General features: G+C 49.9%; 11 protein-coding genes. 7 read left to right on the forward strand and 4 right to left on the reverse strand.

The genetic code is table 11. The features are described from left to right. Nucleotides 1-3: 3 nt before the first annotated feature. Entirely contained in the window at nucleotides 4-1,620 is a 1,617-nt protein-coding gene (locus D082_RS06785; protein ID WP_238546871.1) for a phospholipase D-like domain-containing protein, read from the reverse strand. Nucleotides 1,621-1,910: 290 nt separating this feature from the next. On the opposite strand from D082_RS06785, the gene D082_RS06795 reads away from it, so the two are divergent. Then, the gene (locus tag D082_RS06795) at nucleotides 1,911-3,488 is read left to right on the forward strand and encodes an ABC transporter permease subunit (protein ID WP_028948491.1); all 1,578 of its coding nucleotides are present in this window, start codon (nucleotides 1,911-1,913) and stop codon (nucleotides 3,486-3,488) included. A gap of 95 nt (nucleotides 3,489-3,583) precedes the next feature. Then, complete coding sequence (locus D082_RS06800) at nucleotides 3,584-5,329, forward strand: iron uptake porin (protein WP_028948492.1); 1,746 nt, start codon at nucleotides 3,584-3,586, stop codon at nucleotides 5,327-5,329. A 129-nt stretch (nucleotides 5,330-5,458) separates the two neighbouring features. Here D082_RS06800 and D082_RS18740 read toward each other — a convergent pair whose 3' ends face one another. Beyond that, entirely contained in the window at nucleotides 5,459-5,614 is a 156-nt protein-coding gene (locus tag D082_RS18740; RefSeq protein WP_193386680.1) for a hypothetical protein, read from the reverse strand. Between the two features lie 295 nt (nucleotides 5,615-5,909). On the opposite strand from D082_RS18740, the gene D082_RS06805 reads away from it, so the two are divergent. Genes D082_RS06805 through D082_RS06825 form a run of 5 tightly spaced genes read left to right on the forward strand, consistent with a single transcriptional unit; the run spans nucleotide 5,910 to nucleotide 9,509 of the window. After that, complete coding sequence (locus tag D082_RS06805) at nucleotides 5,910-6,761, forward strand: hypothetical protein (RefSeq protein WP_028948493.1); 852 nt, start codon at nucleotides 5,910-5,912, stop codon at nucleotides 6,759-6,761. Continuing rightward, complete coding sequence (locus tag D082_RS06810) at nucleotides 6,758-7,303, forward strand: carboxypeptidase-like regulatory domain-containing protein (RefSeq protein WP_028948494.1); 546 nt, start codon at nucleotides 6,758-6,760, stop codon at nucleotides 7,301-7,303. The genes D082_RS06805 and D082_RS06810 overlap by 4 nt, the downstream gene beginning before the upstream one ends. Further along, entirely contained in the window at nucleotides 7,304-7,948 is a 645-nt protein-coding gene (gene cbiM / locus D082_RS06815) for a cobalt transporter CbiM (protein WP_028948495.1), read from the forward strand. A 2-nt stretch (nucleotides 7,949-7,950) separates the two neighbouring features. Further along, on the forward strand, nucleotides 7,951-8,733 hold the full coding sequence (gene cbiQ, locus D082_RS06820) for a cobalt ECF transporter T component CbiQ (RefSeq protein WP_028948496.1): 783 nt from the start codon (nucleotides 7,951-7,953) through the stop codon (nucleotides 8,731-8,733). Further along, nucleotides 8,655-9,509 (forward strand): energy-coupling factor ABC transporter ATP-binding protein, encoded by an 855-nt coding sequence (locus tag D082_RS06825; protein ID WP_193386686.1) that lies wholly within the window; start codon nucleotides 8,655-8,657, stop codon nucleotides 9,507-9,509. The genes cbiQ and D082_RS06825 overlap by 79 nt, the downstream gene beginning before the upstream one ends. 16 nt (nucleotides 9,510-9,525) lie before the next feature. On the opposite strand, the gene D082_RS06830 is transcribed toward D082_RS06825, so the two are convergent. Both D082_RS06830 and gyrA read right to left on the reverse strand, forming a co-directional pair. Further along, nucleotides 9,526-10,446: a TIGR04168 family protein gene (locus tag D082_RS06830; RefSeq protein ID WP_028948498.1), complete on the reverse strand. Its 921-nt coding sequence runs from the start codon at nucleotides 10,444-10,446 to the stop codon at nucleotides 9,526-9,528. Next, nucleotides 10,446-13,028: a DNA topoisomerase (ATP-hydrolyzing) subunit A gene (gene gyrA / locus D082_RS06835; protein ID WP_028948499.1), complete on the reverse strand. Its 2,583-nt coding sequence runs from the start codon at nucleotides 13,026-13,028 to the stop codon at nucleotides 10,446-10,448. The genes D082_RS06830 and gyrA overlap by 1 nt, the downstream gene beginning before the upstream one ends. Between the last annotated feature and the right edge of the window lie 75 nt (nucleotides 13,029-13,103).

Raw genomic sequence — 13,103 nt, forward strand, 5'->3', positions numbered from 1 at the left:
AAATTACCAGGTAACTTTTCCCCGCAGACCCTCGATCTTACTAGGGCCAATACCTTTAACTCGCCCTAAATCTTCTAGGGAGGTGAACGCCTTTTGTTCCCTGGTGGTAATAATTTTTTCAGCGGTGCTGGGGCCAATACCCGGTAAACTTTCCAGTTCCTCCTGACTACCCCGATTAAGGTTAACTAAACGATTCGGGGTGGCCTTGGCCAAAGGTTTAGGACTGGGTTGGGGATTAGCACATTCCTGTTCCTGGCGCTCAATACGGGCTTGTACTGTGGGGGGTAAACCGTATTCCGCAATGCCGTAGAGTCGATCTAATTCCCGTTGGTAATGGACTGCTATTTGGGGGTTCCGTAAAACCAACACCGTTTCATCATTGTTATGGTTAGCGGCGGGGGACCAATTGTGGGAACCAGTGATCACAGTATCATCATCCACCAGGGCAAATTTATGATGTAATTTATCCCCCCTGGGTAGGGCCGGTGTCCCGACAAATTCCGTCGCCAAGGGCCAAGGGGCATTACCGGGTTGTTCTAAGCAATTTTCCAATAGGGTTACCCCCAATAAATCCAGTCCTTCGCTGTAGTAACGAAAGGCAAATCCCCGATCAATTAAAGCTTTAACCTCCGTACCGGCCTGAAATCTTTGATTAATCACATTGGATAATTGCTGTTCACTAAAAACAAACAAAGCCAACTGAATCCTTTGCTGGGCCTGGTTCAAATATTGGGCAATTAAACCATTACTTGTTTCCGCAAAAGGCACCGCCCGGCGATCGGGGGAAAATTTCACGGTCACCTGGGTTTCCCCGACTTTGACTACTTTAGCGGCCCTTCTGGGTTTATTAATGGCAAATAAACTATTTTTTTCTCCCCCGGGGCCGTCTCCCCAAAGCAAATTAAATTCCTCAGTGAAAAGGTGGGCCACCGCAGGGGATTGTATGACTAATAAATTATTTGCATTGCCCCTGGTGAAATGATCGTCATAATCCCCGTACTGATCGCTGGGGGTGAAGTTAGCGGAGGTAACAATGATCGTTTTGTTGTCCACCACCACGAACTTATGGTGCATTAACCCTGATCCTTTACTGCCATCCTCCGTGTCATCAATGAGGGGAATTTTGTGGGTGCGGAGAATTTCGACGGCATCCCGTTCAGCACTTTCTGTGGCGCTGATGCGACCGTCCTGATTTTGATCCAAATAGGCTAGGGGAGCACGGTAACGGTAGGGATCCCTATTCGCCTCCACCGCTTCTTTAATGGTTTGATTATAGATATTTTCCAGCACCAACCTGACCCGTACACCGGCCGCTTGTTTCTCCACCAATGCTTGGGCAATGCGGGGTAAGCGCAATTCCTGCACCGCTAGGTCAATGCTGGATTGGGCTTGGTTAATTTGCTCTATGATTATTTGCTCAAAATTGTCCCCCTGGCGTTTAAAATCGCGGTCGGGATCGATGAAATCAGCTCCTTTGGCATCATTGAGGTTGAAATAAACTTTAATATTCTGCTGTTGGGGCAGAGGATCGGTCCGGGCTAGGGATTGCCCCAACCCCGATGGATCAAATTTGCTGATGCCAATAATGGCGATCGCCACCACCAGAGCTAGGGTAAACAAAATTACGATAGATCTTTGTTTCTGGTTGTGATTAAATCCTTTCATGCTTCAATTTTTACGACCGCCAACTCAATTTTACTTTTAATTGAATCTCGAAAGGAAACATGTTCTGTTAAGCACAAAACTAATACTTTGAATACTGTATTCTCCAATGCTGTTTTGGTCGGGTTTTGCGAGAATACTAGCAAAGGTTATGGAAAGTTTATTAATTTTTTTGCTAGTCTCCGCCGCAATAATCCCCGTTGGGGGAAAATGCCAAGGAACTACCGCCAACGTGAGGAGTGAAGGGCATGGTTAAACTGGGCCATTGGGGCAAAACCTGGCGTTATTATCTATTGTTGGCCTTGGGAGTACTGTTGGCGATCGCCATACCGTTATTACCGGCCTTTTCCCAGGTTTCCCGCCAAACCATCATTGTGGCTACGGAACCAACCTTTCCCCCCTTTGAAATGACCGACGAGGCCACGGGGCAATTAACTGGGTTTGATGTGGATTTGATTCGGGCTATCGGAGAAGCAGCCCAGGTCACCGTTGATATTCAGGGTTATCCCTTTGACGGCATTATTCCGGCCTTGCAATCCAACACGGTGGGGGCGGCCATTAGTGCCATCACCATCACCCCGGAACGGGCCCAATCGGTTTCTTTTTCCAGTCCCTATTTCAAATCTGTGCTGGCGATCGCCGTACGGGATGACAATGACACCGTCAAAAGTATTAAAGACTTAGAAGGGAAAAAATTGGCGGTGGCGATCGGGACCACCGGGGCCATGGTAGCAACCAAAGTACCTGGGGCTAATGTTACCAATTTCGATTCCATTACCTCTGCTCTCCAGGAATTGGTCAACGGCAACGCCGATGCGGTGATCAATGACCGCCCAGTACTGCTCTATGCCATCAAAGATGCGGGTTTGAAGAACGTCAAAATTAGTGCTGATGTTGGCAGTGAAGACTATTACGGCATTGCTATGCCCCTAGCTCCCCCCGGGCAAATTAACCAAATTAGAGAAGTGCTAAACCAGGGTTTATTCCAAATCATTGAAAATGGCACCTATAACGCCATCTATCGAAAATGGTTTGGGGAAACCAATCCTCCCTTTTTGCCCTTAGTCGCTCCTTCCCTGGTGGGTAAAGTAGGCACTGCCCAAGCTTTGGCGGAACGGAGTCAAGCTAACCCCAACGATAACTTTCTTATTACTCTGTTCCGCAATCTTTTCAAGGGTTCTATCCTCACCGTTCTACTCACCGCCTTTTCCGTTTTCTTCGGTTTGATCGGTGGCACCGGAGTGGCGATCGCCTTAATTTCCGACATTAAGCCCTTACAATTGCTCTTCCGCATCTATGTGGAATTTTTCCGGGGTACCCCCATGTTGGTGCAACTATTCATCATCTACTTCGGTTTGCCGGCTCTGTTTAAGGAGATTGGCTTGGGCTGGTCCATTGACCGCTTTCCGGCCGCTATTATTGCCCTCAGCCTGAATGTGGCCGCCTATCTAGCGGAAATTATTCGGGGTGGTATCCAATCCATTGACCAGGGCCAGTGGGAAGCCTGCGAATCCCTGGGTATGTCCCCCTGGCAAACCATGAAGGAAGTCATTTTTCCCCAAGCTTTTCGCCGTATTTTGCCCCCCCTGGGTAACGAATTTATCACCCTAATTAAAGACACCAGCTTAACCGCTGTCATTGGCTTCCAGGAGTTATTCCGGGAAGGACAGTTAATTGTGGCCACCACCTACCGAGCGTTTGAAGTGTACATTGCCGTAGCCCTGGTGTACTTGCTCCTGACCACCATTTCTTCCTTTATCTTTAAGTGGCTAGAAGGTTACATGGATCCCATTGGTCGGGCTAAAAAGAAAGCCGCCTCTGCTTAACCCTTGTTTTTTCTTTTTTTTAATGTTCCTCGCCAGCAATTTTGTCACTGTATCCAATACTCAATTTTTTTGAATAATTTTCAGTAAACAAAACGATGATCACTTCTAAGCAATTTTCTTGGTTATCTGCTGTAGTTATTGGTGTATTAGTAGTGGGTATTGGGGAAGGAAAAAATACAAAATCTGCCCTGGCGGAGTCCATCATTGCTGACAATTCAGTTCAGTCCTTAACGAGAAATTCTACTTTTCCCCAACGGCGACGGCTAGGTCGTATTTTTGCTGTGGATGACAATGTCCAAACCTCGGTGCATAGCTTGCAAAATGGTGGACAATCTACTGCCCTAAACCAGGTCACCAACGTCAGTGAATTACGGGACGTACAACCTACGGATTGGGACTATGAAGCCCTGACCAGTTTGGTGGAACGCTATGGTTGCATTGTGGGTTACCCTGATCGTACCTACCGTGGCGCGCCGCGTAGCGGATCCCTGCGGGATCGCCCTTTGAGCCGTTGGGAATTTGCCGCTGGGCTGAATGCTTGCATGAATGTGATGGAACGTTTGCTTCAAGAAAATGCAGCGGTTTTACGGGAGGATATTGATAAGCTCAAGCTTTTGGCCCAACAATTTCAACAGGAATTACAAGCCTATGGGCAACGTATTGATAACCTAGAAACCCGCATTGCTTATCTCGAAGACCGTCAGTTTTCTGTTACTACTAAGTTAACTGGCGATTCCATTTGGGTTTTGTCCGGGGTTGGAGGCAGTGAACAGGCGGACGGCCCACCGGATCAACCAGTGCAAAATGGTCAAGTCACGGTTAACTTTCGTCAGCGCATTAATTTTAATACTAGTTTTTCTGGAGAAGATAATCTCTTGGTGCGCCTGCAATCGGCTAACTTTTTCTTGGCGCGGGGGGGGAGTAATTTAACCGACTTTAACTTTGCCGCCACTGAAGAACAGGGCAATCTTAATATTAATAAAGTTCAGTACAGTTTCCCCGTTGGCGATCGGACCCGCATCTGGCTAGCGGGTAATCGCATCACCATGGATGACATCATGGACCCCCTGGCTCCCTATACCAATTCCTTCACCGATGGGGCCGTGTCCTTTTTCGGGGCGATCGCCCCTATTTATTTGCCCAACGATAATTCCGGGCCAGGGGCGGGTTTTTCCTACAATTTCACCGATGAGTTGGGATTAGGGGCATTTTATTCCGCCGGTAAGGGCTTTTCCCCCAACCAAAGTGAAGGGTTATTCAATGGTCAGTTTGGAGTAGGGGCCCAGTTAAATTACGCTCCCGCCGCCAACACAGGGGTGGCCTTTTCCTACCTCCATAACTACATTCCCCAGGGGCAATACGATAGTTTTTCCGCTTTGGGTTACACCGGCTTGGCTAACACAGACAATCCCTTTGATGATGCCGCCAGCAGCACCAATCATTACGCTGTGATTTGGACTTGGCAATTGGCCGATTGGTTTAGCCTCGAAGGTTGGGGTATGTACAGCGATGCTACGGCCAAAAGTGGCGATCGCCAGGGGGACAAAGCAGATATTTGGAACTGGAAAGTGAGCTTTGCTTTCCCTGATTTGGGTAAGGAGGGTAACGTCGGTGTGGTATCAGTGGGACAGCCTCCCTATGCTTCTTTCATTAGCAATAACAACAATTTGCCCGATATTACCCCCGCCACCACCGATGCCCCTTGGTTTGTGGAAACCTTTTACCTTTACCAATTCAACGATAATATTTCCCTCACCCCAGCTTTTTGGATTGGTATTAACCCCGCCAATGGCCGGGATCCCCTCTGGGTGGCCGCTTTAAGGACCAGCTTTAAATTTTAACAGAAAAGGCGATCTACCCTTGGGATAAATCGCCATCAACTCTAGAAATTTCTTGCAAACTTTGTCTCAACTGTCAGTCAACTCTCTTGTTGGCATCCTTTGAGCTTTGGAGCTTATTCCCTTCCAAACTTACAGGTGGAGATAAGCAGCTTCCGCTTCCAGTTGACTCACTAGGGACTGATTGCCGGTGGCCCGGGCCCGCTCTAAACGGTGTTGGAGGTTCTGACGCAGGGTTTCTTTGTGGGCGATCGCCGTTTGGGTCAAAACACGTTTACGATTATTCATTACTTCTACCCTCCGAAAGGCAGTTAAAAGCTTACATTTAGATTTACATTCAACATAACACAAAATCCTGGTCAATCTCGACAATGGTATCTATTGTTACTGAAGTTAACAAAGATCTGTGGGCGGAACAGGGAAAAAGGAAGAACTTGATTCCCCCCTCCCCCCAGTGGGCATTGTACTTTTCAGACAGCCAAGGTTAAGTGGGAGTTGTGCTTTTAATCTACCCAGTGTCAGGTAAATTTTGCCTGCTGTTATCCACGGGAAAAGACCGTTGTTTGTGCTTTAAGGAAAAGATATGCGATCGCCAATTAAGGCCGGCTTTGTCTTGGGACCGCCGCTGTTAATGTTTTTATCTGCCTGTGATGGGCTAACGTCTTCTCCACCGGAGATGAAAGAAACATCCTCCCCTATGGTTGGCCAAGGAACTTTGCTGGTGCGGGCCAATGGAGAAGAAAGGGCCCGGGAGGGTCTAACCACTAAGGATGGCTGGTCTCTAGACTTTGACCACGTTTATGTCTCTTTGGCGGAGATTAATGCCTACCAGATAGAGTCGGCCTTTGATGCCAGCACCGATGCTCCCTTGCCAGACACCGCCGTGGCGATCGCCATACCGGGGCCCCCAGTGGTGGATTTAGCAGTGGCGGGGAAAGACGCAGAAACTATTTTAGTGGGGGAAACCCCTGCTCCTGCGGGAAAATTTAACGCTTTGTCTTGGCAAATGCCCCTGGCCACAGAAGGCCCCGCCCAGGGTTACTCGATTTTGCTAGAGGGAATAGCCACTAAAGATGGTCAAACAATTCCTTTCAAACTAGGGATACAAGAGGAATTGGGCTTTGTCTGTGGTGATTATGTCGGCGATGAACGTAAGGGAATTCTCCCCCCTGGCGGCAAGGCTGATCTAGAGGCAACATTCCACCTTGACCATCTGTTTGGGGAGGGAAAAAACCCAGCCGATAGTGAAATTAATCTTGGCTCCTTTGGCTTTGAACCTCTGTTGGCTTTTGCCCAGGACGGCAAAATTGCGGTCAACACCGAAACCCTGAAGAAGTCCTTACCGGAAGCAGAATATCAGGTTTTTTTGCAGGTTTTGGATAACATCGGCCATGTGGGGGAAGGACATTGTCGCAACGTGGGTTTGAACCGATGAAATTCTCTGTTTTATTAACTATGGTTGGGGCGGGCTTAGTGGGGATAACATCCCCGGGCCTTGCCCATGGGGTGAAAATTCAATATCAGGCGGTGGAGGCGATCGCCGTGGCGGCCCATTACGACTCCGGGCAACCGATGGCCGAAGCCCAAGTCTTAGTCTATGCCCCAGATAATTCCACCGAACCTTGGTTAACAGGGGTCACCGACAAAGAGGGCAAATTTACCTTCACCCTAGCAGGCGATCGCCCTGGCAATTGGGAAGTGACAGTGCGGCAAGGGGGCCACGGAAGCATGATCACCATACCTTGGCAACCGAAAACAGCGGGTAACAATATTGGTAGTGACACCGTCAACACCAGCGAGGATTCCCCTGACCCTAACTCCAATCAAACTGATCCCCAGCTCACCATCGCTTCTATGTCTAATGGCACTGCCGTCCTGTCTCCTCTGCAACGGAGCATCACCGTTGGGGCCGTAATTTGGGGCTTTGTGGGCACCGCCCTATTTTTTAGCAGAAGCAAAGGTGAGGGCAGGGCCTAGATGCACATTCCCGATGGTCTATTGCCACCCCAGATAGTGGCGGGGGGCTACGCGGTGACGGGATTGGCCACTTGGTATTGTTTACGGCAAATTAACCGCCAGGGCCGCGCCCAGGAAAATATTCCCAAAGCTTCTTTGCTGACGGCCGCTTTCTTTGTTGCCTCTTCCATTTATATTCCCCTGCCTCCCGTGAGCATCCACCTAATTCTCAATGGTCTGTTGGGGGTAATACTGGGCTATTTTGCCCTGCCGGCCATTTTAATTGGCCTCTTTTTCCAAGCTTTGATGGTGGGCCATGGGGGGCTTACCACCCTGGGCATCAATGGAGTGTTGATGGGTTTACCCGCCCTAGGGGCCTATTACATTTTTCAACTACGCCATGGATTAGAAAAATTTCTGCCGGAGCCCTGGGCCACGGGCATTGGTGCTTTTCTCGGGGGCAGTGGTGGTTTGGCTTTAACGGTGCTAATTTTTATTGCCCTCACCGTTACCAGTTTGCCCACGGGCTTAAATGCTGCTGTTGAATATCGAGCGATTATGGTGCTGGCGTTGGGACATTTACCCCTGATCTTGCTAGAAGGTATATTCACCGCCATGGTAGTTCTCTTTCTGCAACGGACTAAACCGGAATTATTGGGGAGTTAACAATGGGGTTAATGGCGCTGGAAACCTATGTCCCTGGGCGATCGCCAATTCATGGTTGGGAGCCTCGACAAAAACTGTTTAGTCTGATGGCGTTGATGTTTGCTTTGGCCATGGTAAAGCAAGCTTGGTTAATTATTCCCATGGTGGCCGTAACTGCCTTGCTTTATTGGTTATCCGATTTACCCCTTAGTTTTTTACTGCAACGGTGGAGCTATCCTGGCCTATTCATCCTGGCGGCGGTTATTTTGCTTCCCTTTGTCAGCGGGGAAACAGTGCTGGGACAGTGGGGCTGGCTCAGTATTCGTCAAGAGGGATTAATAGCTATGGTGCTCATTGCCGGACGATTTTTCTGCATCCTCAGCCTAGGTTTTATTCTCTTTGGCACCACTCCTTTTTTAACCATGGTTACTTCCCTGCGCCGTTTAGGTTTGCCACCCCTGATGGCGGATATGGCCCTGTTGGCTTACCGTTACCTGTATGACATCGGCCACGCTTTTAGCACCATGCACCAAGCAATGCAACTGCGGGGCTTAGGACAACGGCGGGAAAAACGGCGATCAATGCAACAGTGGGCTTTTTTGCTGGGGAATCTTTTACTGCGTAGTTATGAACAATCCCAACGGGTTTACCAAGCCATGGCTCTGCGGGGTTATGGTCAGGCAATATCTCCAAAGGTCAACCAGGTTAACACCCTGGGCCAAGGAAAATCTCCGACGGATTTAGGCTTAACAGTGGCCGTATTGGCGATCGCCATTGGTTTTGTGGTGGCGGAGGTGAGCTGGTGATTTTAACCAATGTGCGGGGCATGGATCGAAGTTTAGAGGAGGAAGGAACCAAATTACCAATACCACCAGCAATTACGGTGCAGGCATTATCTTTTGCCTATGGCGGCCAAGAGCCGGTGTTGAACAATTTATCCTGGCAGATTGCCCCAGGGGAAAGGTTAGGCATTATTGGCCATAACGGTTGCGGCAAAACCACCTTGTTTTTACTACTCTGCGGGCTGTTAAAACCCAGTGCTGGCACCATTAAGCTATTGAATAATCCCCTGCAAGCAGGAAAATTTTTACCGGAAGTGGGACTATTATTTCAAAATCCCACTGACCAACTATTTGCCACCTCCGTTTGGGATGACATTGCCTTTGGGCCGCAAAATATGGGTTTGTCCCCGGCTGAAGTAACGGAGAGGGTTAACCAAGCAGTAAGGGCCACGGGCATCGCCGGTTTGCTGGATCGTTTGCCCCAGCATCTGTCCGGGGGAGAAAAGCAAATGGTGGCGATCGCCGGATTGCTGGCCATGGCCCCGAAAATTTTGCTCTGTGACGAACCCACCGCTAGCCTAGATATTAAAGCCCGCCGTCAGTTGATTAATTTTTTGCGTCAGTTTAGGGAAACGTTACTAATTTCCTCCCACGATTTAGAATTTGTGCTGGAAGTCTGCGATCGGGTAATGGTAATTGACCAAGGGCAAATGGTCGCTGACGGCCCGGCCCGGGAAATTATGGGTAACGAAATCCTGATGGAAAGCCATGGCCTGGAAAAACCCTACTCCCTCCGTTGATGGAAAATTAGGTAGGTTAATGAGCACTAATCCAAAGGGTTTCCTGGCTGATAATTTCTCCGTTACTTCGTAACCAAACCAGGGCGATTTTTTCCACTGCACCATTAACCAAAGTCACCAGGGAAAAATTACGGGCCCGATCTCCGGGGGGCAAACCGTCTTTTTCCGTTTGGATACGGGGCACACAGGCCGCATTCAGATATACCGTTCCTTGCTGATCCACATAAACCCTCTCCCGGAGGCGATCCTGACGATGTCTAAGGCGATGGTGCATATGGCCGAAGGTCACCAACGGTACCCGTTTACCCTGTTCCCGCACGGAGGCGATCGCCCAAGCTAAATCGGGATCCCCAAAATCACCCCCCAGGGGATTCCAATCCCGACCACAGATGGACTCTCCCTGATTTCCTAGGCCGCTGGGACCATTATGGGCTAGAAAAATTAACGTTTCATGGGGGCTAGCCATGGCCGTTGCGGCAATCCGGGTTTGGGACTGGGTAAAGTTTTCTATGTCATACCGTTCCCGCATAAATCGTTCGTTTTTCCATTCATTGCCCCCCCAGGTAAATGGCCGTCCCCCCACCACCGAGAGGTTAAATTGCTGAAAATCCCGGCGGCCATAGCTAACATCTGCCAACCCCAGTAGTTCCTGCTGAGCTTTTACCCGGTCTTCCTTTTGACGATCATAGGGGCACTTTTTTCGACCCCAATCGGAGGCGGTGAACCAAGCATCGTGGTTACCAAATACCGTTGCCTTGGGGATAGCCAAGGAGGCAATTAAGCTGACCACCGGCAATGATTCGTTGCCAAAATCCCCCACAAACAGGGCTAAATCGGCGGAGATTGCCTGGAGGGCTTGGTGGTCTGCTAATTCCCATTGCTCATGGATATCGCCCACAACGGCCAGGGTAATGGTGGCAGTAGGTTGGGAGTCCATTAGTTCTCTTCACTTTCCGACATTTCCGCCAATTCCTCCTCACCAGATGGAGGCACCAGGGCCACAGCGGCGATCGCATCATCGGCATCTAACCGTTGTACCCTTACCCCAGTGGCACTACGGGATTGGGGCGAAATATCATTGACCGATTGGCGGATAATAATGCCCCGGTTGGTGACAATCATTAACTCATCGTCGGCGTTGACCACATGCAAAGCCACTAGTTGGTCATCTTTGGATTTAAAACGGATTGCTTTGACCCCCAGGCCCGCCCGATGTTGCAAGCGGAATTGACCAATGGGAACCCGTTTCCCGAAACCCTTCATAGTTACCCCCAACAACCAAGGGCCAGGATTGTCGCTTTCTTCCAAAATGGCATCGGTATCAGCACCCAAATCTTCTTCAGGTTCATCTTCGGAGCTAACGGCAATATTGGCCACCACCTGGCTGGGCAAAATATCCATACTAATCAGGGCGTCACCGGAGCGCAGGCGCATGGATTTGACTCCCCGGGTGGCCCGACCGAGGGCCCGTAGTTCATCCTGATCCGCTTTGAAATGGATAGCCATACCCTTTTGGGAACCAATAATGACGCTATCTTCCGCTTTAGCTAGGCGTACCCAGCGCAACTGGTCTCCTTCCACCAGGGAAATGGAAATTAACCCATTGGCCCGGATATTGCTAAAAGCTGAGAGGGCCGTTTTTTTGATATAGCCCTGCTTGGTCAACATGATGAAATAGGTATCATCGTCAAATTCCGAAACGGACACCAGGGAGGTAATTTTTTCATCCTTGGGGATGGGCAACATTTGTACGATAGGCACCCCCCGGGCTGTGCGGGAAGCAATGGGAATTTGGTAAGCATTGAGGCTATAAACCACTCCCCGATCGCTAAAGAACAACACTTTGTCGTGGTCGCAACAGGAAAGGAAATGCTCCACCCCATCGTCTTCTTTGATTTTGGCGGCGGCTTTACCCCTGGTGGCCCGATTTTGGGTGCCAAAGGTGCTGGCGGGCATCCGTTTGATGTACCCCTGTTCTGTTAATAAAATTAGGGCTTGATCGTTGGCAATTAAATCGGTGTCAATTAATTCCCCATCTTCTTGGACAATGACCGTGCGGCGGGGGGTGGCATGGATGGCTTTAATTTGCTCCAATTCTTCTTCGATGATGGCATTGACCCTTTCCCGACGGGCTAAAATATCCCGAAAATCGGCAATTTTTGCTTGCAGTTCATCATGTTCAGCGGTGATTTTATCCGCTTCCAAAGCTGTTAACCGGCGCAGTTGCATTTGCAAAATGGCATCGGCCTGCACTTCGGAGAGGGAAAAGCCTTCCACCAGTTCCGTTTTGGCAGAGGCCGTGTCTGCCGCCCCCCGAATCAGACGAATAACCGCATCCAGGTTATCCAACGCAATCAATAAGCCCTGGAGCAGATGGTCCCGTTCTTCTGCTTTCCGCAATTCGTAGCGGGTACGACGGGTGATGGTTTCAATGCGAAATTCCCAAAAGACGGTCAGGAATTTTTTAATGGTTAAAACTTCGGGAGTGCCGTTGACCAGCGCCAACAGGTTAGCCCCAAAGTTACTCTGGATGGGGGTTTGTTTATAAAGATTATTGAGCACCACCCGGGCGTAGGCATCCCGCTTCAGTTCGATGACAATCCGCATACCATCACGGTCGCTTTCGTCTCGGATGTCGGCAATGCCATCAATTTTTTTCTCGTTAACTAGATCGGCAATGCGTTCAATTAAAGCGGCTTTATTGGTTTGGTAGGGTAGCTCGGTGACGATAATGGCATCCCGATCAGGTCGGCCAGGATATTCCATGGTTTCAATGGAAGCAACCCCCCGCATGGTGATGGAACCCCGGCCGGTTAAATAGGCTTCCCGAATGCCCGATCGCCCGAGGATCTGGGCCCCGGTGGGAAAATCGGGGCCGGGAATAATCTGCATCAATTCCTGTTCCGTAATGTCCGGGTTACGAATTAAGGCGATCGCCCCGTCGATTACTTCCCCGAGGTTGTGGGGGGGGATATTGGTGGCCATGCCCACCGCAATGCCGGAGGAACCGTTAATTAACAGTTGGGGAATGCGGGCCGGGAGAACAGTGGGTTCCTGTTGGGAACCGTCAAAGTTATCAATGAAATCTACGGTTTCTGCTTCAATATCCCGCAGTAACGAGTTAGTGGAAAGGGGTCTGAGCCTAGATTCGGTGTACCGCATCGCCGCGGGGGGGTCATTATCCACGGAGCCAAAGTTACCATGGCCGTCAATGAGCGGTTCCCGCATGGAAAAGTCCTGGGCCATACGCACCAGGGCATCGTACACCGCCGTATCGCCATGGGGATGGTATTTACCCAGCACTTCCCCCACCACCCGGGCACATTTCCGAAACGGGCGATCGGGGGTTAGCCCCAATTCATACATGGCATAGAGAATCCGTCTATGAACGGGTTTGAGCCCATCCCGTGCATCGGGTAACGCCCGCCCGACAATCACACTCATGGCATATTCCAGGTATGACTGTGACATTTCGTTTCTGAGGTCAGTCGCAATGAGGCGATCGGGCGAGTCAGTCATGCAATTACTCCAAGGCAGTTTGAAAGGTTTGAGCTGCCTCGTAATTTCCCACGTAGGAACCCGATAACAAGGCTC

This window comes from Synechocystis sp. PCC 6714, from assembly GCF_000478825.2.
GTDB lineage: Bacteria > Cyanobacteriota > Cyanobacteriia > Cyanobacteriales > Microcystaceae > Synechocystis.